The sequence below is a fragment of the Janthinobacterium sp. BJB426 genome (assembly GCF_002735705.1).
Lineage (GTDB): Bacteria > Pseudomonadota > Gammaproteobacteria > Burkholderiales > Burkholderiaceae_D > Janthinobacterium.
Genome location: NZ_PDZL01000003.1, coordinates 268713 through 288653 on the forward strand (window position 1 = coordinate 268713; position 19941 = coordinate 288653).

The 19941-nt window shown below is 63.4% G+C and carries 23 protein-coding genes; 8 read left to right on the plus strand and 15 right to left on the minus strand.

Annotation, left to right across the window (positions count from 1 at the left end; translation table 11 throughout):
• Positions 1–7: 7 nt before the first annotated feature.
• The 5 genes from maiA to CSQ93_RS06730 form a co-directional block, all read right to left on the minus strand.
• Positions 8–652 carry a maleylacetoacetate isomerase gene (gene maiA / locus CSQ93_RS06710; RefSeq protein WP_099377359.1) on the minus strand — a complete coding sequence of 215 codons (645 nt, stop codon included), beginning with the start codon at positions 650–652 and terminating at the stop codon, positions 8–10.
• The gene (locus CSQ93_RS06715) at positions 649–2010 is read right to left on the minus strand and encodes an MFS transporter (protein ID WP_099377360.1); all 1362 of its coding nucleotides are present in this window, start codon (positions 2008–2010) and stop codon (positions 649–651) included. Before CSQ93_RS06715 ends, maiA begins: the two co-directional genes overlap by 4 nt.
• Positions 2011–2074: 64 nt before the next feature.
• Positions 2075–2782, minus strand: a complete 708-nt coding sequence (locus CSQ93_RS06720; protein ID WP_099377361.1) for a fumarylacetoacetate hydrolase family protein — start codon at positions 2780–2782, stop codon at positions 2075–2077.
• A gap of 21 nt (positions 2783–2803) precedes the next feature.
• A complete protein-coding gene (gene gtdA, locus CSQ93_RS06725; protein WP_099377362.1) occupies positions 2804–3856 on the minus strand; it encodes a gentisate 1,2-dioxygenase in 1053 nt (350 codons plus the stop codon).
• Positions 3853–5067, minus strand: a complete 1215-nt coding sequence (locus CSQ93_RS06730; RefSeq protein WP_099377363.1) for a 3-hydroxybenzoate 6-monooxygenase — start codon at positions 5065–5067, stop codon at positions 3853–3855. Before CSQ93_RS06730 ends, gtdA begins: the two co-directional genes overlap by 4 nt.
• Positions 5068–5212: 145 nt before the next feature.
• On the opposite strand from CSQ93_RS06730, the gene CSQ93_RS06735 reads away from it, so the two are divergent.
• Positions 5213–6109, plus strand: a complete 897-nt coding sequence (locus CSQ93_RS06735) for a LysR family transcriptional regulator (RefSeq protein ID WP_099377570.1) — start codon at positions 5213–5215, stop codon at positions 6107–6109.
• Between the two features lie 6 nt (positions 6110–6115).
• On the opposite strand, the gene CSQ93_RS06740 is transcribed toward CSQ93_RS06735, so the two are convergent.
• Positions 6116–6511, minus strand: a complete 396-nt coding sequence (locus CSQ93_RS06740) for a winged helix-turn-helix transcriptional regulator (protein WP_099377364.1) — start codon at positions 6509–6511, stop codon at positions 6116–6118.
• A gap of 162 nt (positions 6512–6673) precedes the next feature.
• On the opposite strand from CSQ93_RS06740, the gene CSQ93_RS06745 reads away from it, so the two are divergent.
• The 4 genes from CSQ93_RS06745 (at position 6674) to CSQ93_RS06760 (ending at position 9002) form a co-directional block, all read left to right on the plus strand.
• The gene (locus CSQ93_RS06745) at positions 6674–7246 is read left to right on the plus strand and encodes an FMN-dependent NADH-azoreductase (RefSeq protein WP_099377365.1); all 573 of its coding nucleotides are present in this window, start codon (positions 6674–6676) and stop codon (positions 7244–7246) included.
• Positions 7247–7339: 93 nt separating this feature from the next.
• Entirely contained in the window at positions 7340–7627 is a 288-nt protein-coding gene (locus CSQ93_RS06750) for a putative quinol monooxygenase (RefSeq protein WP_099377366.1), read from the plus strand.
• 77 nt (positions 7628–7704) lie between these two features.
• On the plus strand, positions 7705–8271 hold the full coding sequence (locus tag CSQ93_RS06755; protein WP_099377571.1) for a hypothetical protein: 567 nt from the start codon (positions 7705–7707) through the stop codon (positions 8269–8271).
• Complete coding sequence (locus CSQ93_RS06760) at positions 8268–9002, plus strand: hypothetical protein (RefSeq protein WP_099377367.1); 735 nt, start codon at positions 8268–8270, stop codon at positions 9000–9002. The genes CSQ93_RS06755 and CSQ93_RS06760 overlap by 4 nt, the downstream gene beginning before the upstream one ends.
• A gap of 16 nt (positions 9003–9018) precedes the next feature.
• On the opposite strand, the gene CSQ93_RS28755 is transcribed toward CSQ93_RS06760, so the two are convergent.
• The 7 genes from CSQ93_RS28755 to alkB all read right to left on the minus strand — a co-directional run bounded on the left by CSQ93_RS28755 (position 9019) and on the right by alkB (position 15744).
• Positions 9019–9918, minus strand: coding sequence for a DUF6236 family protein (locus CSQ93_RS28755; RefSeq protein WP_158301155.1), 900 nt, complete (start codon positions 9916–9918; stop codon positions 9019–9021).
• A gap of 131 nt (positions 9919–10049) precedes the next feature.
• Positions 10050–12515, minus strand: coding sequence for a penicillin-binding protein 1A (locus tag CSQ93_RS06765; protein ID WP_099377368.1), 2466 nt, complete (start codon positions 12513–12515; stop codon positions 10050–10052).
• Positions 12516–12589: 74 nt separating this feature from the next.
• Complete coding sequence (locus CSQ93_RS06770; RefSeq protein ID WP_099377369.1) at positions 12590–12985, minus strand: hypothetical protein; 396 nt, start codon at positions 12983–12985, stop codon at positions 12590–12592.
• Entirely contained in the window at positions 12982–13800 is an 819-nt protein-coding gene (blaOXA, locus tag CSQ93_RS06775) for a class D beta-lactamase (protein WP_099377370.1), read from the minus strand. The genes CSQ93_RS06770 and blaOXA overlap by 4 nt, the downstream gene beginning before the upstream one ends.
• Before the next feature lie 87 nt (positions 13801–13887).
• On the minus strand, positions 13888–14046 hold the full coding sequence (locus CSQ93_RS28760) for a hypothetical protein (protein WP_158301156.1): 159 nt from the start codon (positions 14044–14046) through the stop codon (positions 13888–13890).
• 24 nt (positions 14047–14070) lie between these two features.
• A complete protein-coding gene (gene folE2, locus CSQ93_RS06780; protein WP_199534292.1) occupies positions 14071–14991 on the minus strand; it encodes a GTP cyclohydrolase FolE2 in 921 nt (306 codons plus the stop codon).
• A gap of 90 nt (positions 14992–15081) precedes the next feature.
• Positions 15082–15744, minus strand: a complete 663-nt coding sequence (alkB, locus tag CSQ93_RS06785) for a DNA oxidative demethylase AlkB (protein WP_099377372.1) — start codon at positions 15742–15744, stop codon at positions 15082–15084.
• 94 nt (positions 15745–15838) lie between these two features.
• Here alkB and CSQ93_RS06790 point away from each other — a divergent pair, with 94 nt between their 5' ends.
• Complete coding sequence (locus CSQ93_RS06790; RefSeq protein WP_099377373.1) at positions 15839–16312, plus strand: heme-degrading domain-containing protein; 474 nt, start codon at positions 15839–15841, stop codon at positions 16310–16312.
• Between the two features lie 41 nt (positions 16313–16353).
• On the opposite strand, the gene CSQ93_RS06795 is transcribed toward CSQ93_RS06790, so the two are convergent.
• Positions 16354–17121, minus strand: a complete 768-nt coding sequence (locus CSQ93_RS06795) for an SDR family NAD(P)-dependent oxidoreductase (RefSeq protein WP_233516082.1) — start codon at positions 17119–17121, stop codon at positions 16354–16356.
• Positions 17108–17830, minus strand: a complete 723-nt coding sequence (locus tag CSQ93_RS06800) for a GntR family transcriptional regulator (protein ID WP_099377374.1) — start codon at positions 17828–17830, stop codon at positions 17108–17110. The genes CSQ93_RS06795 and CSQ93_RS06800 overlap by 14 nt, the downstream gene beginning before the upstream one ends.
• A gap of 136 nt (positions 17831–17966) precedes the next feature.
• Between CSQ93_RS06800 and CSQ93_RS06805 the strand changes: the two genes are divergently transcribed.
• Entirely contained in the window at positions 17967–18407 is a 441-nt protein-coding gene (locus CSQ93_RS06805; protein WP_199534293.1) for an acyl-CoA thioesterase, read from the plus strand.
• Between the two features lie 153 nt (positions 18408–18560).
• Positions 18561–19925 (plus strand): amino acid permease, encoded by a 1365-nt coding sequence (locus CSQ93_RS06810; protein ID WP_099377376.1) that lies wholly within the window; start codon positions 18561–18563, stop codon positions 19923–19925.
• Positions 19926–19941: the final 16 nt, after the last annotated feature.

Below are 19941 nucleotides of genomic sequence, written 5' to 3' on the forward strand. Positions count from 1 at the left end.
TTGTGGTTTATTCTGCGTCTGGCTGCGCATCGGGGTGCGCTTCGCGAAATGCCGGCAGCGCCTCGCAGTGCGCGACGATGCGGCGTATCGTGGGATACGGCGCCAGGTCGCACTGGAAGCGCAGCGCGTTGTATACCTGCGGCACCAGGCAGCAATCGGCCAGGGTGGGCGTGTCGCCATGGCAGAACAGGCCCGTGTGGGGACTATTTGCCAGTTCCGCTTCCAGCGCGGCCAGGCCCAGATTGGTCCAGTGCTGGTACCACGCGTTCTTCTGCGCCTGCGACAGGGCCAAAGGCCCCGTCAGGTAATTGAGGACACGCAGGTTGTTGAGCGGATGGATGTCGCAGGCGCACACCATGGCCAGCTGACGCACGCGGGCGCGGCCCAGGGCATCGGCCGGCAGCAGTTTTTGCCCCTCCTGCGTCTCGTCCAGGTATTCGATGATGGCCAGGGATTGCGTCAGCACGGCGCCGCCGTCTTCCAGCACGGGCAGCAGGTGCTGCGGGTTCAGGCTGGAAAACGCCGGCGTGAACTGTTCGCCGCCATTGCGGCTCAGGTGCACATACGCCGTGTCGGGATGCAGGTTTTTCAGGTTCAGCGCGATGCGCACGCGGTAGGACGCGGAGCTGCGGTAATAGCCATGCAATTTCATACGGTGCTTTCTTTCAGGGTGACAGGAACGGCGCCGGCGGCATTTCGGGTGCGCATCAGGCGGCCCATGGCCAGCAAGGCCAGGGACGCCAGCACGGCGGGAATGGCCAGCAAAAAGAAGATGGTTTCGTTATCGAGTTTCAGGGTCAGCATCAGGCCACCGGCCATGGAGCCGAGCACGGAGCCGCTGCGCCCCACGGCGGCGGCCCAGCTGACGCCCGTGGCGCGGCTCGACGTCGGGTAAAACGCGGCGGCCAGCGCATTGGCGCCCACTTGCGAACCACTGACGCCAAAACCCACGCCAAAGACGGCCAGCACCAGCAAGGCCAGGCTGCTGCCCGACAGGGCCACGACGACGATGCAGCCGGCGGCGGCAAGGTAAGCGATGCTCAGTACTTTATGGGGACTGTAGCGGTCCATCCAGCGGCCCAGCATGATGGCGCCGACGGTGCCGCCCACCTGGAACATCATCGTCACCAGCGAAGCGTTCGACAAGGACAGGCCATTACCGTTGAGCAAGGTCGGCATCCAGCTCGACAGCAGGTAAATGATCAATAAACTCATGAAGAACGTTGACCACAGCAGCAAGGTACCGCCGAGCACGCCGGGGCGGAACAGTTCCGCCATGGGCGAACCGGCCAGTTTCTTGTCGCTGACGACGAGGCGCGGCAAGGCGGCCAGGGTGGGCGCGATGCGGCGCACGATGTTCAGCACCTGGCTGCCATCGCGGCCTTTCAGCACCAGCCAGCGCAGCGATTCGGGCAGCGCCAGCAGCAGCACGGGCACCAGCAGCAGCGGCAAGGCGCCGCCCAGCATCAGCACGCCGCGCCAGCCGATCAGGTGCAGCAACTGCGCCGACGCCAGGCCGCCCAGCGCGGAACCGATGGTAAAGCCGCAGAACATCATGGTCACCAGGCCGGAACGGCGCTGCTGCGGGCAGTATTCGGACGTCATGGTCACCGACGTGGGCATGGCGCCGCCGAGGCCCAGCCCCGTGAGGAAGCGCAGCACCAGCAGCATGGTCAGATCCGTCGACCAGGCCGACAGCAGGCTGGCCGCGCCGAAGAAGGCCACGGAGACGATCAGCACGGGACGCCGGCCATAGCGGTCGGCCAGGGGGCCGAACAAAAACGACCCCGCCATCAGGCCAAACAGCCCTGCGCCGAACAGGGGCGCCAGCGCGGCGGGCGTCAAGCCCCACTCGGCGCGGATGGCCGGCGCGATGAAGCCGATCGAGGCCGTGTCGAAGCCGTCGATGGCGACGATCAGAAAGCATAGCCAGAGGATCAGTTTCTGGTAGCGGGAAAACGGGTGGCTGTCGAGGAAGTGCTGGACGTCGGTGCCGGCGTGGGTAGTCATTATCTTGTCTCCGTTGTTATTGTTCGCTTGGGCTGCGCGATCTGTGCCGCGCTGGCCCGGTGGTTTACTTGACGGCGACGGTGATCGGCGTCAAACCGTCTATGCGCGCATCCATCGTCTGGCCAGCGGTGACGGCGCCCACGCCTTCGGGCGTGCCCGTCATGATGATGTCGCCCGGCTGCAGTTCGAACAGGGTCGACAGATTGGCGATGACTTCATTGACGGACCAGATCAGGTGCGTCAAATCGCTTGTCTGCACGACCTTGCCGTCGACTTCCAGCACGATGGCGCCCGTGGTGATCTCGCCGGACGCCGCGATGGGCGTGAGCGCGCCGATGGGCGCCGAATAGTCGAAGGCCTTGCCGATTTCCCATGGCCGCCCCTGTTCGCGCATGCGCATCTGCAGGTCGCGCCGCGTCATGTCCAGGCCCACGCCGTAGCCGAAGATGTGCGACGCCGCGTCCTCCAGGGCGATGTCCTTGCCGCCCTTGCCGATGGCGACCACCAGTTCGATTTCATGGTGGTAGTTCGACGTCTGCGCCGGATACGGCACGGTGGCCGTCACGCCGGGCGGCACGGGTACGACGGACTGCTCGTCATTCGGCTTGCAAAAGAAGAATGGCGGTTCGCGGTCCGGATCGAAGCCCATTTCGCGCGCATGGGCGGCGTAGTTGCGGCCCACGCAGTAGATGCGGCGCACGGGAAACTGGCTGTCGCTGCCGACGATGGGCAGGCCGGTGATGGCTTGAGGGACGAAGATGAAGTTGGTCATGGTGAAATCCTGTGTGAAAAATCAATCGCTCAAAAACTGCTCGCGCAGCACGCCCATGGCAAGCTGCACTGGGCGGTCGGAAAAACTGAACAGCACGACGTCGTCCAGCGGGCAGTCAAAGGAGACAGCAGCCCACGACGGCACGACGAAGGTGTCGCGCGGGGCGAAGTCAAACACCTGCGCGTCTATCGTCACCTTGCCGTGGCCTTCGACGACGCTGTAGACGGTGCCGTCCGTGCTGCGCGCGCGCTTGCCGGCAAACCCTTTCGGCAGCAGCTGCAGGAAGGTAGCCATGGTGGGCATGGGCGAGCCGCCCGTCAGCGGATTCGTGTAGCGCAGCTTGTAGCCGTGCCAGTCGTCGATGGCGTCCGTGCGCGACAGCAGCTCCAGCGCCTCGCGCGAACGGGCATACGGGTAGTTGAAGATGGGCGAGGTCGCGCCCTGGTGCAACTGCTTCACGGGCGCCATGTTGTAGCCGTAGCGGGCCAGGCTCTGGCCTTCCGGGCGGGTGACGGTCTGGCTGTCTTCCGTGTCGTTTTCCGCGAAACCCGAGTCGAAATAGCGCAGCATGGGAATGTCGAGGCCATCGAGCCACACCACCGGCTCGCAGACGCCGTCGATACCCAGGTTGCCATGGTCATGCCAGGTCCAAGACGGCGTGATGATGAAGTCACCCGGGTGCATGGTGGTGCGCTCACCCGCCACCGTCGTGTAGGCGCCCTGCCCTTCGATCACAAAGCGCAACGCGGACTGGCTGTGGCGGTGCGAGGGCGCCACTTCACCCGGCAAAATCAGCTGCAGGCCCGCGTACAGCGATTGCGTGATGGACGCGCGGCCAGACAAGGCCGGATTTTCCAGCACCAGCACGCGGCGCACGGCTTCGTGGGCCGTGATGACTTCGCCGGCGCGCGCCAGCTGCGGCGCGATGTCGGCATAACGCCACAGGGCGGGAGCATACGGCGCCGTCGGATGGGGCGGCACGAGGGTGTGCAAGGATTGCCACAGCGGCGACAAATGCATGCCGCTCAGGGCTTCATATAAAGCTTCGCGTTCGGGCGTTTGATGGGAAGTCATGCTGCCTCCTTCTCGGTGGTGGCCAGACAGGTTTGCGCCGTCCAGCCATACAGCCAGGCCAGCGCCTCATAGAATTGCGCGGGCGTGCGACCGCGCCACAGGTCATTGCGCACCAGGCGCTCGACGCCTTTGACGTGGTACAGCCGGCCCATCTCGCGGGCCGACAGCACCACGCGCGCCGTGCGGGCGATGCGCGAACGCTGGTACAGCTGGAAGGCGGCAGCCATGTCGAAGTCGCATGCACGCACGGCTTCGCCCAGGGTCACGGCGTCTTCCAGCGCCATGCAGGCGCCCTGCGCCAGGTATTGCAGCATCGGGTGGGCCGAGTCGCCCAGCAAGGTCATGCGCTTCGTGCTCCAGTTGGCGACGGGGTCGCGGTCGGCCGTGCTCCAGCGTTTCCACGATGTCGGCTTGTGCAGCAGCTGGCGCGGCTGCGCATGGACGCCGTCGAAGTAGGACAGCACTTCTTCCTTGCTGCCGTCCGTGACGCTCCATTCTTCCTGCTCGCGGCTGTGGAAGGTCACCACCAGGTTGTATTGCTCGCCATTGCGCAGCGGGTAGTGCACGAGGTGGCAGTTCGGCCCGGCCCAGACAACGGGCGCGTTCCAGCGCAAGTCGGACGGCATGTCGGCCGCCGGCACCACGGCGCGGTAGACCACATGGCCGGAAACGCGGACCTGGTCGCCCACGATGCGCTCGCGGATCACGGACTTGACGCCGTCGCAGCCAATCAGCGCATCGGCGCGGAAGCTGCGCCCCGCCGCATCCTGCACGGTGACGCCGTCCGCATCTTCCACCACGTCCGTCACCTGCGACGACGTCACAAAGGTGATCAGCGGCGAAATGCGCACGGCGTCGAGGATGGCGCCGTGGATGTCGGCGCGGTGGATCACGGCATAGGGATTGCTGAAGCGCTCGCGGAAGGCCGCGTCGACGACAAAGGTGCCTACCTCGGTCGCGTCGACGGCGTCCATCATCACCAGGCGCTCCGTGAACACGGCCTTGGCGCGCGTGCGTTCGCCCACGCCCAGGGCATCGAGCGCGGCGAAGGCGTTGGGCGCCAGCTGGATGCCGGCGCCGATCTCGCCCAGGGTCGACGCCTGTTCCAGCACGGTGACGGCCAGCCCCAGGCGCGACAGGGACAGCGCGGCGGCCATGCCGCCGATGCCGCCGCCGACGATCAGCACGGACGGCTTGTGGGTATGTTCCATTTCTTTCCTCCAATTGATCTGTGTGCTTGCGCGATGCACGTTTGCCGTGCTCTTGGTATGGCAAGCAGTGTGCCGACAGGTCAATATTTGGTAAAGCGATGGAATACAATAGCCACAATCAAGTTTTTAAATAATGGTGCTCCCCATGTCGCGCTTCGATATCGAATTGCTGTTCATCTTTGACGAGATCTATAAAAGCCGCAATGTGACGCGCGCGGCGGAAAACCTGGGCTTGCCGCAATCGACGGTAAGTATCGGCCTGGGCAAGCTGCGCACGCATTTCGGCGACCGCCTGTTTGCGCGCACCTCGAAAGGCATGGAGCCGACGCCGCGCGCGCAAAACGCGGTGCAGGACGTGCGCGCCGCGATCGCCGCCTGGCAGCATGCGCTGGCCGACCAGCCCGTGTTCGACCCGGCCGCCAGCACGCGCGAATTTGCCATCTGCATGACGGACATCAGTGAAATCGTGCTGCTGCCCACCCTGCTCAACCACCTGCAGCAGATCGGGCCCGGCATCACCTTGGACGTGTCGAAGATCGCCACCGACACGCCCGAGCGCCTGGAGGGAGGTGAAGTGGACCTGGCCGTGGGCTTCATGCCGCACCTGGAATCGGGGTTTTATCAGCAAAAACTGTTCGAGCAGCACTTTGTCTGCCTGGTGGCCAGCAGCCACCCGCGCATCCGCGACACGATGACGGTGGAAGAGTTCCTGCAGGAGGGGCATATCGAAGTGAAAAGCTCGGGCACGGGCCATTCCATCGTGGAAAAAGTACTGGCGGCGGCTGGCGTGCAGCGGCGCATCGTGCTGAAACTGCCCAGTTTCCTCGGTGTGTCACGCATCGTCGCCGAAACCGAGTACATCGTCACGGTACCGTACCGCTACGCGCTGCAGATGCAGAACCACGAAGCGTTCCGCATCCTGCCCCTGCCCGTACAACTGCCCAGCTTTTCAGTCAAGCAGCACTGGCACGAGCGCTACCATGAAGATGCGTCGAACCGCTGGCTGCGCCAGACGATGGCGCAGCTGTTTGGCGCGGCTTGAGGTGACTTATTCGCCGGACAGCAAATGGTTCGCCGTCCGGGCGTCAAACGCCAGCCGCGCCGCATCAATGGCGTCGCGGTGGCCATGGGCCCAGGCGCCCAGCGCGCTGATGGGGATCAATAGCGAGCGGCCCAGGTCCGTCAAGGCGTAGTCGACGCGCGGCGGCACGGTGGGAAACACGGTGCGCGTCACCAGGCCGTCGCGCTCCAGCCCGCGCAAGGTCAATGTCAGCATGCGCTGCGAGATGCCGCCGATCAGGCGGCGCATCTCGTTGAAGCGCTTGGTGCCATTGCCCAGCAATATCACCACCATCACGCTCCATTTGTCGCCCACGCGCGTGAGGATGTCCGTGATCGGGCGGCAGGAATCAGCCACGCCCGCATGGCCGCCCTCGTCGCGCATGCGCCGTTCCAGCTCCTCTCCTTGCGCGGCGGCATCGCCAATAGTCACATCTGTGTGCCCCAGTGTGGAAAAAGTGCCTTCTTGTGCGTTCATTTGATAGTCACTATATTTAACTCGGTTACAAAAGCATACCACCCGATCATACCACCCAAGAAGGCCCACATGAACATCCTGCACATCGATTCGAGCATCCTCGGCGAGCATTCCCTCAGCCGCCAATTGTCCTCCGCCATCGTCGCCCGCCTGCAAACGGCCGCGCCCGGCGCCACCGTCCAGTACCATGACCTGGCCGCGCAACCATTGCCGCAATTTACGGCTGCCCCCAGCGCCGCCGACGGCGCAGTGCTGGCCGGCGCGCTGGAGCAAGTGCTGGCCGCCGACGTCATCGTCATCGGCGCGCCCATGTACAACTTCGCCATCCCCAGCCAGCTCAAATCGTGGCTCGATGCGCTGGCCGTGCCCGGCAAAACCTTCCAGTACGGCGCCAACGGCCCCGAAGGTTTATTGGGCAGCAAGCGCGTGATCATCGCCTCGACGCGCGGCGGCTATTACGGCGCCGACACGCCGATGGCGGCACTGGAACACCAGGAAAGCCATCTGCGCGCCTTCCTCGGTTTCCTCGGCGTCACGCAGATCGAGATCGTGCGCGCCGAAGGCGTCAAGGTCAGCGACGCAGCCAGGGCGCAAGCGTTGACGGGGGCCTTCGAGCAGATCGGGGCGCTGCAAGCCGCGTAAGGAGTGCCCGCTGCGCCGCAAGCCGTCGCGGCGCAGCCGGCAAGGAAGCGCCAGATGCGCTAAGCTGCTGGCACCCCAACCACAAGGACCACCATGACCCTGATCGTCGTCGCCACCATCGATGCCCAAACTGACCATATCGACGCCGTGCGCGCCGCCCTGGAAGCCGTCGTAGCGCCGAGCCGCACGGAAAGCGCCTGCCTGCGCTACGAATTACACCTCGACAACAAGATTCCTACGCGCTTCATCATGCTGGAAGAGTGGAGCAACCAGGACGCGCTGACGGCGCATTACGCGACGCCCCACTTCAAGACGCTGGTGGCCGCCGTGGGCGACAAGACCGTCAAGATCGACGTGGCCGAGTTGAGCAAGCTGAAGTAACGGCCGGCACTGCGCTAGCGCGTGGCCATATTGGAAAGTTGCCATCTATAATATGGCAACTTTTCTTTATGGCCATCATGACACCATTTTCCAAGATACAAGGCGCCCTTGCGGCCGCCGCCCTGATCCTCTGCGCCGGCGCGTCGGCGCAAGCTCCCCTGACCAAGCTGGTGGGCGAATACAATCTTGCCTCGTCGGCAACCGTGCCGGCCAGCACCTGGGGTTACTCCAAAGGACGCATTTCGGTCAAGCAACTCGACGAGCGGCACCTGCTGATCGCCCTGTCCTGCGAGTGGAAACGCGAGCCGAAGGCAGTCTGCGGCGATTATTTCTACGCCCAGCAGCGCGACGACGGCCTGTATCTGCAGGACATGAATACCTTCGCCATGCGCGTGTACTTCGATCCTGCTTCACGCAAGCTCACCATCATCTCGCGCGGCGCCGACGCCAAACAGAGCGTGCGGCACGACGTGTTCGCCGCCACGACGGCGCCGCTCACGGATCCCGCTTTGGTACGGCGCATGAAGCGCGAGCTGTCGAATGCCGACAGCAAGGAAAACCGGCGCGTGTTCGGGCCCTACACCAAGTGGGACTACCAGGAAAACCGCATCGAGTTCCAGCGCCAGGACTTGACGACGCCATGATGCCGCGCCTGATCCAGCCCCTGCGCCGCCAGCTGCTGCGCCTCGCCGGCGTCCTGCTGTGTTCGCCCGTACTCGCACGCGCGGCAGACAAGGACCTGCCCAGCGCCGTGCGTCAGCGCATCCTGGCCACCCTCGACGCTCCGCTGCCCTCGGTGCTCAATGTGCAGCATCTGGCGCTGATACGGCGCTTCAACATCGGCTGGTCGCCCGTGGAAAGCGGCGCGCCCATGCTCAATCCAGCCTACCCGCTGGGCAAGGGCGATACCCTGCAACTGGCCATGCAGGCCATTGCCAGCAAGGATACGGCGCTGGCCGCGCAGCGCCTGATGGAGGCGGCGCTGCTGCTGCCCCACTTCGTGCAGATGGCCGACCTGAAGCCTGGCAGCTATGCCAACGGCAAGGTACCCTTCGCCCTGACCAGGCAGCATGTGACACTGCTGCGGCAACAGTCGTGGATGCCGCTGGAAATGCTGGGCATGGCGGCGGAAGACTACCTGGCCGAAGGCTATTGGCCCACTCCGTCCGTCGACGGCAAGCGGCCGTATGGCGACTTCACAAATTACCCGGTGGAAATGGCGCAGGTACTGGGCCTGCCAGTGCGCAAGGAAGCGAACGGCAACCTGGCCATCACGCCCGCGCTGCGAGCGGAACTGAAAACGCTGCACCAGCAGACCATGGCCGCGTTGCAAGTGTTCGTGCGCGAAGCGGGGTTGCGGCGCAATACGGTGTAAGTATGTGATATTTCGTTCACCCAAGTTCCCTATCAATATGAAATGCATATTGATAGGGACTATTTGGTTTAAGCACTCCGCGCAAACCAAAGTCACCTTTTATTTCAAGTGTACTAACGAGGCCAGCAACTCCAGCAGCAGTAGCTGCAGCAGTTAACCCATATTCTTTTCCCATTGCCCATCCCCCAGCAATAGCTGGTAAAAATTTACTTGGGGTGAGATTAAATGAGGCCTTTAGATTCGACAAGAGGACCGGAAATTTCCAGTCTCGACCAACAGCAATCAAATTTGCGCAAGCCTCATCGATCTCTTTAATCTGTTTTGCAAAAGCCAATTCGCGATCATCAGCAACATCAAGATCAGATAAGAGAGAATCCAGACGATTTCTAAGGAGCCATAATTCATCTTTCCTTTTTTCCTTAAATTCCAGTATTTCCTGCAGGGGAACGTCGATTGAAGGAAGCGGAATAGCCCTATGCAACTCCAAAAGTGCACCTTTTTCTTTTTCCTGATATTGGCCTATTAAATTTAACGATCTCTCACCTTGTGACATTGCCCATACACCAGGTTCAGCCTTTTCCCTATCCTGAAACGCTGCAAAATAACCCAATGCTACACCTTGCGCTCCATCACCATTAAAAGTGTAGTCAGGCCTGCTAAGTATGCCAGCACTTTCAAGAAACAATTCATTTGGCCCACTGCCAATATGGATAGCCCTTGATGATGGCCAGACGAGTTTATCCCAGAAAAGCAATGCAAATCTTAACTCTTGTGGATCAAGTGCTGCAGACTTTACCAACAATCTTGATCCTTCGATCTCTAAAGGCGGACTAATAACAAGACCCCGATATGCCTTTACTTTTGGCACCTTGCCGAAATTTTCCTCATGTAGCTTACGACTTTTTGCTTCGCCCATAATTTTCTTTCGAATTTATATAGTTATTTCTCATTAAATATAGATTCTCATCAAAAAACACCCAAACTTAAATAAAACTTCGAAAAACAAGAGTCATACAACTATAATAATACACATCGATTCAAATCAAATTAAGGCACAAGGGCTGGCACCGGTGCTGGCTGCGGCATAGGAGCCGGTGCGGGAGCCGGCTCCTGCACCGCCTTGCCATGCGACTCCTGCCCGCCCTCGCCTTCGGCCGGCATGGCCAGCGGCGCCGGCGGCGCGCCCTCTTGCAGCAAGTCACCCGGCTCTTCCACCGGTTCATCCTCGGGCTCGTCGACTGGCTCCACGTGGCGCAGCGGCGGAGGTGGCTTGCCGCCGGGGAAGATGGCGTCGCGCGACAGTTTTCCCGTGTCGAGCGCCGTCTTGAAGAAGTCACCCACCACCAGCACGGCGTTGTGGCCGCCCTGGCCCCAGTAATTGCTGCGCATGGTGACGCGCGCGTCATTGAAGCCGACCCAGGCGCCGCCCACCAGTTCCGGATGCATCAAAATAAACCAGCCGTCCGCATTGTTTTGCGTGGTGCCGCTCTTGCCGGCCACGTCGGAGCGGATGCCGAAGCGGCTGCGGATGGCCGTGCCCGTGCCGCGGTCGATGACGCCGCGCATCATGTCCGTCAGGGTGGCGGCCGATGCTTCCTGCATGGCGCGCTTGGGCTTGTCTTCGCCGAAGCGGGCGATGAGCTTGCCTTCGCGGTCGGTGATGTGCGTGACGACAAACGGCAGGCGCGCTTCGCCCTGGGCCGCGATGCTGGCGTAGGCGTTGACCATTTCCAGCAAGGTGACGGGACTGGTGCCCAGCGCCAGGGACGGCACTTTTTCCAGCTTGCTGTCGCGAATACCCAGCGCGCGCGCCAGCTTGATGATCGGCGGCAAGCCCACGTCCTGCATCACTTGCGCCGTGATGGTGTTTTTCGAATACACGAGACCATCGCGCATGGTCATGTCGCGCCCCGTGGTGCCGCTCATGTCCGTCGGGCGCCAAATCGTGCCATCGGACGCCTTGATATCCATCACGGCATCGCGGTAGACGTGCTCGGGACTCAAGCCCTTTTCCAGCGCCGCGCCATACACGATGGGTTTAAATGTGGAACCGGGCTGGCGCGCCGCCTGCGACACGTGGTCGAATTGTTCGCGCGCAAAGTCGCGGCTGCCCACCCAGGCGCGCACGGCGCCCGTGGCCGGGTCCATGGCCGTAAAGCCCGCTTCCAGGCGCGTCTTCGACTTGCGCAGGGCCGCCATGAAGGCGCGGTCGCCCTTCAGCTGTGCCAAAGCCGCCTCCGGCGTGCCACCGGCGGCCATCAGCTTGCGGTAGTCACCCGACTCGCGCACGAAGGCGTCAAGCAAGGCCGGGTGGGATTTCCAGAAATAATCGAAGGGCACGCTGCCGCCCTGCATGCCCGCGTACATGCCTGTCGAGGTGGACGACGGCACGCCCGCGCGGCTCCATTCCACGTCAGCGATCGCCTGCAGGGCGTTCGCCTGGCGTTCGACGGCGCGCTCGGCCGCCTGCTGCAAGTCATGGTCGAGCGTGGTGTGCACGATCAAGCCGTCACGCTCCAGGTTGTAGTCGTTCTCGTCGGCCCAGTCGATCAGCCACTTGCGCACATAGGCCGTGAAATGGCTGTCCGATTGCGCCCGCTCGCTCTGACGCTCGAAATGCAGGCGCAGCGGACGCTTGATCAACTGCTTGTAGCGCGCCTCGTCGATGACGTCGTGCTTGCGCATCTGCCCCAGCACCACATTGCGCCGCTGTAAAGAACGTTCGGGATTGCCGACGGGATTGTAGTAATTCGTACCCTTGAGCATGCCGACCAGGGTGGCGCTTTCCAGGATATCGAGACGCGAGGCGGGCTTGTCGAAATAGGTACGGGCCGCCATTTCGATGCCGTAAGTGTTGTACAGGAAGGGTACCGTATTCAGATAGGCTTCCAGGATTTCCGTCTTGCTGTAGGTGGCCTCGATTTTCAGGGCCGTGATGAGTTCCTTCAGCTTGCGGTTCAGGTTGCGCGAGCGGCCGATTTCCTCGGGGAACATATTGCGCGCCAGTTGCTGCGTGATGGTGGAACCGCCCTGGGGGTTGCCGCTTGCGGTGTGCAAGACGGCGCCCGCCGTGCGCGTAAAATCGATGCCGTGGTGGTCGTAGAAGCGGTGATCTTCCGTCGAGATCAAGGCGCTGATCACGTTCGGCGAAATCTGCTTCAAGGTGACCCGTTCCTGCAAGCCCTGGTCGAAGCGGGCCAGTTCCTCGCCATCGGCGCTGACCATGGTGCTCGGCGCGGCCGCGCGCGCCTGGCGCAAGTCATGGATGCTCGGCGTCAGGGGAATCAGCAACAGCATGTACAAGGTCAGCAGCGCCAGCACGGCCAGGAAAGACCATAGCCCCAGCACCAGCGCGCGCCGCACGGGCGGCAGGGTCATCAGGTGCGCGTGGCCGCGCCGGTACAGCGCCACCGCCTTTGTCCACGTCACTCCCGCCACGCGCAAGGCTTGCGCGCGCGCCCATGTCCATGCCTGCCGTGCTTTTTCCTGAAACTGCTCCATGCCTGATGCCATGCTTGTAACCTTGTCTGATGCCGGAAAATCCGTTTCAGCAAGTATATAGGGCGGGCAACAAAGCGGGCCGGAATTTACGCCAGGCAAGCATCCAGGCGCGCCAGGGTGACGCCGACATACGCGCCCACGCAGCGCGCGTCATGCGTCGTAAACGGGTTTTCCAGTTGCAGCAGGCCGCAGTCGCAGATGACGGGATCGACCTGGGTCACGACGCCCAGCGCCAGGTAGCGCCAGCCATCGAGGCGACGCAAGCCCTGCTCCCGGCCGGGGTTGGCGCGGAAGATGGCGTCCCAGTCGTCAAGTTCGCTGGCCATGGGCCACAGTTCGAGCTGGACTTGCGTGCCAGCGGCCATCTGCCCGCCGCCGAACTCGTCCATCACGTGCAGGCGCTGGCCATCCACGTCGATGACGGCTTCCAGGTACTCGCCATCGGTGGCGATGAAGGTGGCGACGACGATGCTGGCCGTCACTTCTGCGCCTGCTCCAGCAGCGCCGGCAATTCCTTCAGCATGGCCTCGCGCGTGCGCAAGCCGGCCGACTGCTCACCCTTCTTGTCATCCTGCACCAGGCGCGCAAAGACGATGCTGCGCTCGCCCTTGCTGGCCCAACCCACGAACCAGCCGTAGCCATGCGCTTCGTCAAAGCTGCCGTCGGCCTTGCGCGGGAAGGCGGCGCCCGTCTTGCCATGCACTTGCCAGCCGCCCACGTCCGCCAGGCGGGTCAGGCGCTGCGTTGCTTCCATCGCCTGTTTCGTCACGGGCAGCTGGTAATTGACCAGCTTGCGCAAAAAGCCCAGCTGTTCCAGTGGTGAAATTTTCAGCGAAGAGCTGATCCACGAACGCTCCAGGCTGTTCTCCTTGCCCGGATCGCCCGAGACGTCCGCATTGCCATAGCGCAAAGCCTTCGCGTATTTCTGGAAGCGCTCGGCGCCCAGAGCCTGCGTGATCTGCTGCGAATACCAGACGACGGAATACTGCATCCAGTGCGACGGGTCCGTATCCTGGCGCCAGGCTTCGCCGCCCCAGTCCACATAGCCCTGGCGGTACGGCAGGGCCGGCTTGTGCTCGTCCTTGAGGAAGCCGGCGTCATAGCCCATCAGGCTGAGCGCGATCTTGAACGTGGATGCGGGCGTGACTCTGTCGAGGCAATTGCCCTCTTGCAGCAAGACGGCGCCTGTTTTGGCGTCGGCCATGGCGGTGCAGATGGTGGCGGCCTGGGCCTGCGAAGCGGCCAGGGTGGCGGCCGTCAGGCCGAGGATAAACTGGAACAATGCGCGATATTTCATGGGCCTCCGGGGTTGGGGGAGAAGGACAAAGCGAAATTGTACCGGGCAGCACGGCGCGATGCCAGCGCTGATAACATTGCCTTGACGTTAGTGACCGCCCGGCTGGCGCTCCCGCTTCAGCCGCTCCTCTTCCAGCTCGTCCATGCCCAGCTTTTCCTCGTCGATCAGCGCATGCTCGCGCCGTTCGCGTTCCACTTCTTCTTCCAGGCTGTCATCGTTGACGTCCCGTTCGATTTTCTCCGGCATGCTGCCCTCCTTCACGGTGGTTGACTAGTATTCTCCGGCAAGCTTGCCCGCCTGCGCCACGGCATCGTGCGGATGCAGGCTTTCCATATGCCGTACGGTAACACGCGCCTGCGGATGGCGTGGCGCCAGCGCCGCCTGCACGCGGCGGGCCGCGTCTTCCACATACATCAGGTTAGCACCATTCAGGCGCGCGAACGCCTGCTCGTCGGCCCGTTTCACGGCCGTCTGCAGCGGTGTCGCCAGCGCCGCCTCCACCAAATCGATCAGGGGGAAAAGCTCCAGCTCCGCCTGTTCCGTCAAGGGCACGGTGACCGTCGCCGTGCTGCGCTGGCTGTGCGGCGTGGCCAGGCTCGCGTGTTCCTGCAGCCAGGCGCGCGCGGCCGCGCCCTCGATGCCGCCCGCACCGAACTGCGCCGCGAAGGCGTCGGCCAGCAATTGCCGCGACAGCGCCGCCGAACATGGACAGGTCGACGAGTAGCCGACCTCCACCGTCAGGGACAGGGCAAAGCCCTGCGGAGTAACACTGGCTTGCAGGCGCACGGGATACGATTTCCAGCCAGACAGCCCCGCCGTCAGCAGCGCCGGCTGGCGCAGCAGCAGGGGAAAGGCCAGCGCCAGGCGCGCCTGCGTGCTGCCGCAATCGGCGTGGCTGTCCACCATGCGCCGCAGCACGGCGGCCAGGGCGCCCGCGTCGAGCGGCTGCGCGGCGGCAAACGCATCGAGCAGCAAATACAAACGCGACATGTGGATGCCCTTGACGTGCGGGTCGGGCAAATCGACTTGCACGTCGGCCCAGGCATGCACTTGCTGCGCCTGCCCGCCCTCTTCCAGCCACAGGGGCAAGGCGATGCCCTGCATGCCGACCCACTCGAGCGGAAAGGGGCTGCCCAGATGGGGGCCGGCCGCCACATCGGGCAGCGGCGAGGATAGGGAATCGCGCTTCATGGTGATACTCCATATGCAAACAAGTTGCATATCATGAAGAAAAATCCTCGCATTTGCAAGAAACTTGCATTAATGGAGCATATTGACGGGTCAGCTGGCCTTGCGAAACGTCAGATTGATGCGCTGCGCGCCCAGCACCGCGTGTTCACCCTCCTTCAGGGGCGCCACGCCGTGGAAGCGCAGGCGGTCGGCGCCGCCCCACACCACCACATCGCCGTGCAGCAGGCCGATGCGCGCCGCCTTGTCGGCCCGCCCGGCACCGCCGAACAGGAAGGTGGCGGGCAAACCGAGCGAGACGGAAACGATGGGCGCATTGAAATCGCATTCGTCGCGGTCCTGGTGCAGGGCCATGCGCGCGCCGGGCGCATAGCGGTTGACCAGGCAGGCGTCGGGAACAAAGCCCGGATAGCCGGCCGCGAGCGCCGCCTCCTGCGCCAGACGCAGGAACACGGGCGGCATCGGCGGCCAGGGAAGACCGCTGTCCGGATCGCGCCGCGCATAGCGGTAGCCGCGCCCATCCGTGACCCAGCCCAGGGAGCCGCAATTGCTCATGGCAACCGACATGCGCAAGCCGCCCGGCGTGGCCATGTGGCGCAGGGGAGCCGCCAGCACGATGGCGTCCAGCGCCGGCAGCAGTTCGTCCAGGCAGGGCAGCGCGAAAGCGCGCAGCAGGATAGACGCGCACGAACCCGGCACCAGCGGCACGGGGCCGGCCGGGACTTGTTCTTCATCGGCGAACAGGGACAGGTTCATGCCGCCTATTTTAGCCGCGCCATGGAAAAAGCGCGCGCGACCGCCCCATGGTGCGCTACAGTAGCGCTTCCAGCCACTACCCGACTCCCTGACGATGGATCATTACGCCGATTTGCTGCAAACCCTGGCGCAGCAGGAAGAAACCCTGCAATTCGAACGCTTCGACAACGACGCCGCACTGGCCTTGGGCCTGTGGCTCGTCGAAGAAGTGCGCAAGCGGGGCAAGGCCGTCACCGTCAACATCACGCGCAATGGCCAAGTGCTGTTCCACCACGCCATGACGGGCGCCACGGCGGACCAGGCGGACTGGATACGCCGCAAGAACAATACGGTACAGCGCTTTTGCCGCAGCTCCTACTACATGGGCATCTCGTATAAAAGCCGCGGCAGCACCTTCGAAGACGTGAAATACCTCGATGACATCGAATACGCGGGCCACGGCGGCGCCTTTCCCCTGCTGATACGCGGCGTGGGACTGGTCGGCACCGTCACCGTTTCCGGCCTGGCGCAGGCGGACGACCACGCGCTGGTGGTGGCCGCGCTGCAGGCGCAGCTGGACGCGCACTGACGCCTCGCAAGCGCCATCCGCGCCGGCTACCGGGACAGGCTCTAAATGCGCTGGCCGCCGTCGATGGGAATTTCCGCCCCCGTGATGTACGAAGCGCGCTCGCTGCACAAAAACTCCACCAAATCCGCCACTTCGGCAGTCGTGCCCAGGCGGCGCAGGGGGATTTGCGTGTCGACGATGTGCGAAGTGCCAGGCGACAGGATGGCCGTGTCGATCTCGCCCGGTGCGATCGCGTTGACGCGCACATTCAGCGGCGCCATGTCGTTGGCCATTTCGCGCGTCAGCGACGCCAGCGCCGCCTTCGAACTGGCATAGGCCGAGCCGGCAAACGGGTGCACGCGGTAGCCGGCGATCGAGCACAGGTTCACGACTGAACCGCGCGCGTTCGACAATTCCTGCGCGAAGCCGCGCGTCAGGGCCAGCGGCGCAAAAAAGTTGGTGTTGTACATTTCCTGCCACGTCTGCATGTCGGTGGTCAGCGAATTGACGCGCGAGCCGCCCGGTCCTTTCGGCGACACGCCCGCATTGTTGACCAGCGCGTGCAGTTTCGAGTCGCCCAGCATGGGGCGCAGCGTCTCGACCATCTGCCCGATCTGGCTCAGGTCCGACAAATCCATACACACATGCGTGTTGTGCTCCTGGCTGCGCGGGCAGCCGCCGGGAATCGGGCTGCGCGAGACGGTGATGACCCGCCAGCCCAGGCTGCGGAAGCGTTCCGCGACCGCGTGGCCGATGCCGCGGCTGGCACCCGTGACGATGGCGGTTTTCTGTTCCATTTTCTGTTCAATCTTGTGCTCAATGTGCGTCATGTTCTTCCTCGTTCTGTTCTTGTTCGCTTGCGCCGGCGTGGATGCGCTCCTGGCGCATGACATAGGCCAGCATCTGCGTGCCGCCGTCGAGGATGTCCTGTTCGATGGCGCGTCGCGCGGCCGCGCTGTCGCGCTGGCGCAGCGCGCTGATGATGGCGTGGTGATGACCCACCCGCATGTCGGGCGAAAAGCTAGCGTAGCCGGCGGCGATCAGGGGCGCCGTCTGCATCCACAGGTGGTCGACGAAGCGTTTCAAGGTCGGCATGCCGGCTGCCTGCGCCAGGCCCAGGTGAAACGCCTGGTTGCATTGCAGGGCCGCCGCCAGGTCGTGGCGCGCGATGGCCTCTTCATTCGCCTGCAGCAGGCGCTCCAGGTCGGCCAGGGTGGTGGCGTCGATGCGCTGCGCCGCTTCAAACGCGCCCAAGCCTTCCAGTTCCAGGCGCAGCGCGCGGATTTCCAGGTAGCGCGCCACGCTCAGCACGGGCACGCGGAAGTCGCGTGGCGAGCGCAGCACCAGCGCCTCTTCCTGCACCAGTTGCAGCATCGCGTCGCGCACGGGCGTAACGCTGGTGCCCAGCTGCAGCGCCAGTTCGCGGATGCGCAGCCGGTCATTCGGCTGGAAGCGCCCGGCCGCCAGCGCTTCGCGCAGCATGGCGTACACGGACTTGCCCAGATTGACGTGCACCAGACTGTCCAATTGATGGTTCATACGTGTTCTTGATCGTTGAGAAATTATGATGCATCATACATCAATGTGAAAAACAGTGTTTTTCCTGGCGTGCACAGAAGACAGGACGCGCTGCCAGACCGTACAATCAGCCGCCACCGTCTCGAAAGGAATGCACTTGAACTGGGATTATCCGTACGCCCATACCCTGCCCGTCACGCCCGAAGCGGGCGACATCGATGGCTTGCAGCACACGAATAACGCCGTCTACGTGCGCTGGTGCGAGCATATCGCCTGGCACCACTCGGCCACTCTGGGGCTGGACCTCGACGATTACCGGCGTCTGGACCGGGCCATGGCGATACGCCGCGGCGAATACGACTACCTGCTGCCGACGCGGGCCGGCGAAGCGCTGACCCTGGCCACCTGGCTGTGCGCCAGCGATGGCCGCTCCAGCATGGAACGGCGTTTCCAGCTGATCCGCGACAGCGACGGCGCCACCGTCGTGCGCGGACGCTGGGACTTGATCTGCATCGAATTGAGCAGCGGCCGCGCACGCCGCCTGCCGCCCGAGTTTCTGGCCGTGTACGAACCAGCCATCGTCGCGGCCGGCGCGTAAAAGCGGACGCCTGGAGCGCCGTTTTGCACGCCGTTCGGCGAAGATGCGGGGCTTTTCTTGCGCCTCCGCAGTGCAACATGCATTTCGCTCCTGCTTTGCCCGTGCATGCTTTAGAATCAGCGACCTCAGCCCCGTAAAAACAGGATAAAACATATGACGGCAGTCGGGAATACCGAACCACAAGAGCTCAAGCGCGGCCTGAAAAGCCGCCACATCCAGCTCATCGCCCTGGGCGGTGCCATCGGCACCGGCCTGTTTCTGGGCATCGCGCAAACCATCAAGATGGCTGGCCCCTCGGTCCTGCTGGGCTACGGCATCGCCGGCGTCATCGCCTTTCTGATCATGCGCCAGCTGGGCGAGATGGTGGTCGACGAACCCGTCGCCGGCTCCTTCAGCTATTTCGCCGACAAATACTGCGGCCACCTGCCCGGCTTCCTGTCGGGCTGGAATTACTGGGTGCTGTATGTGCTCGTCAGCATGGCCGAACTGACGGCCGTCGGCATCTACGTGCAATACTGGTGGCCCGGCGTGCCCACCTGGGTTTCGGCGCTGATCTTCTTTTGCGTCATCAACGCCATCAGTTTGTTGAATGTCAAAGCCTTCGGCGAGATGGAGTTCTGGTTCGCCCTGATCAAGGTGGTCGCCATCATCGGCATGATCGTCTTCGGCGCCTGGCTGCTGGCCTCCGGCGACGCCGGTCCGCAAGCCTCGGTAGCCAACCTGTGGCAGCACGGCGGCTTCTTCCCGAATGGCTGGCAGGGACTGGTGATGGCCATGGCCGTCATCATGTTCTCGTTCGGCGGCCTGGAACTGGTGGGCATCACGGCGGCCGAGGCGGATGACCCGAGCACGACGATTCCGCGCGCCACCAACCAGGCCATCTACCGCATCCTGATTTTCTACATCGGCGCGCTGGGCATTTTGCTGTCGCTGTACCCGTGGCAAAACGTCGTCACCGGCGGCAGCCCCTTCGTGCTGATCTTCCATGCGCTCGACAGCAACCTGGTGGCCACGGCCCTGAACGTGGTGGTGCTGACGGCCGCCCTGTCCGTCTACAACAGCGGCGTGTACTGCAACACGCGCATGCTGTTCGGCCTGGCCAAGCAAGGCAATGCGCCGCGCGCGCTGCTGCACCTGAACCGCCGCGGCGTGCCGCTGGTGGCACTGGGCGTCTCGGCCCTGGCGACGGGCGCCTGCGTGGTGGTCAATTACTTCATGCCGGGCGAAGCGTTCGAAGTGCTGATGGGGCTCGTCGTGTCGGCGCTGATCATCAACTGGGCCATGATCAGCTGGATCCATTTGCGCTTCCGCACACAGAAAAAAATCGAAGGCAAGACGACCCTGTTCCAGAGCCTGGGCTACCCGTTCACCAACTACCTGTGCCTGGTGTTCCTGGCCGGCATTCTGGTAATCATGTACCTGACGCCGGGCCTGCGGATTTCCGTCTACCTCATACCCGTGTGGCTCGCCGCGCTGGGCGTCGGTTACTGGATCAAGCAAAGCAGGGCCAAGGCCTAGACTGTCTTGCGCCGCA

Coding starts and splice junctions, on each gene's coding strand:
- maiA (WP_099377359.1), bottom strand. CDS start 652: ATGAAATTGCATGGCTATTACCGCAGCTCCGCGTCCTACCGCGTGCGC.
- CSQ93_RS06715 (WP_099377360.1), bottom strand. CDS start 2,010: ATGACTACCCACGCCGGCACCGACGTCCAGCACTTCCTCGACAGCCAC.
- CSQ93_RS06720 (WP_099377361.1), bottom strand. CDS start 2,782: ATGACCAACTTCATCTTCGTCCCTCAAGCCATCACCGGCCTGCCCATC.
- gtdA (WP_099377362.1), bottom strand. CDS start 3,856: ATGACTTCCCATCAAACGCCCGAACGCGAAGCTTTATATGAAGCCCTG.
- CSQ93_RS06730 (WP_099377363.1), bottom strand. CDS start 5,067: ATGGAACATACCCACAAGCCGTCCGTGCTGATCGTCGGCGGCGGCATC.
- CSQ93_RS06735 (WP_099377570.1), top strand. CDS start 5,213: ATGTCGCGCTTCGATATCGAATTGCTGTTCATCTTTGACGAGATCTAT.
- CSQ93_RS06740 (WP_099377364.1), bottom strand. CDS start 6,511: ATGCGCGACGAGGGCGGCCATGCGGGCGTGGCTGATTCCTGCCGCCCG.
- CSQ93_RS06745 (WP_099377365.1), top strand. CDS start 6,674: ATGAACATCCTGCACATCGATTCGAGCATCCTCGGCGAGCATTCCCTC.
- CSQ93_RS06750 (WP_099377366.1), top strand. CDS start 7,340: ATGACCCTGATCGTCGTCGCCACCATCGATGCCCAAACTGACCATATC.
- CSQ93_RS06755 (WP_099377571.1), top strand. CDS start 7,705: ATGACACCATTTTCCAAGATACAAGGCGCCCTTGCGGCCGCCGCCCTG.
- CSQ93_RS06760 (WP_099377367.1), top strand. CDS start 8,268: ATGATGCCGCGCCTGATCCAGCCCCTGCGCCGCCAGCTGCTGCGCCTC.
- CSQ93_RS28755 (WP_158301155.1), bottom strand. CDS start 9,918: ATGGGCGAAGCAAAAAGTCGTAAGCTACATGAGGAAAATTTCGGCAAG.
- CSQ93_RS06765 (WP_099377368.1), bottom strand. CDS start 12,515: ATGGCATCAGGCATGGAGCAGTTTCAGGAAAAAGCACGGCAGGCATGG.
- blaOXA (WP_099377370.1), bottom strand. CDS start 13,800: ATGAAATATCGCGCATTGTTCCAGTTTATCCTCGGCCTGACGGCCGCC.
- CSQ93_RS28760 (WP_158301156.1), bottom strand. CDS start 14,046: ATGCCGGAGAAAATCGAACGGGACGTCAACGATGACAGCCTGGAAGAA.
- folE2 (WP_199534292.1), bottom strand. CDS start 14,991: ATGAAGCGCGATTCCCTATCCTCGCCGCTGCCCGATGTGGCGGCCGGC.
- alkB (WP_099377372.1), bottom strand. CDS start 15,744: ATGAACCTGTCCCTGTTCGCCGATGAAGAACAAGTCCCGGCCGGCCCC.
- CSQ93_RS06790 (WP_099377373.1), top strand. CDS start 15,839: ATGGATCATTACGCCGATTTGCTGCAAACCCTGGCGCAGCAGGAAGAA.
- CSQ93_RS06795 (WP_233516082.1), bottom strand. CDS start 17,121: ATGACGCACATTGAGCACAAGATTGAACAGAAAATGGAACAGAAAACC.
- CSQ93_RS06800 (WP_099377374.1), bottom strand. CDS start 17,830: ATGAACCATCAATTGGACAGTCTGGTGCACGTCAATCTGGGCAAGTCC.
- CSQ93_RS06810 (WP_099377376.1), top strand. CDS start 18,561: ATGACGGCAGTCGGGAATACCGAACCACAAGAGCTCAAGCGCGGCCTG.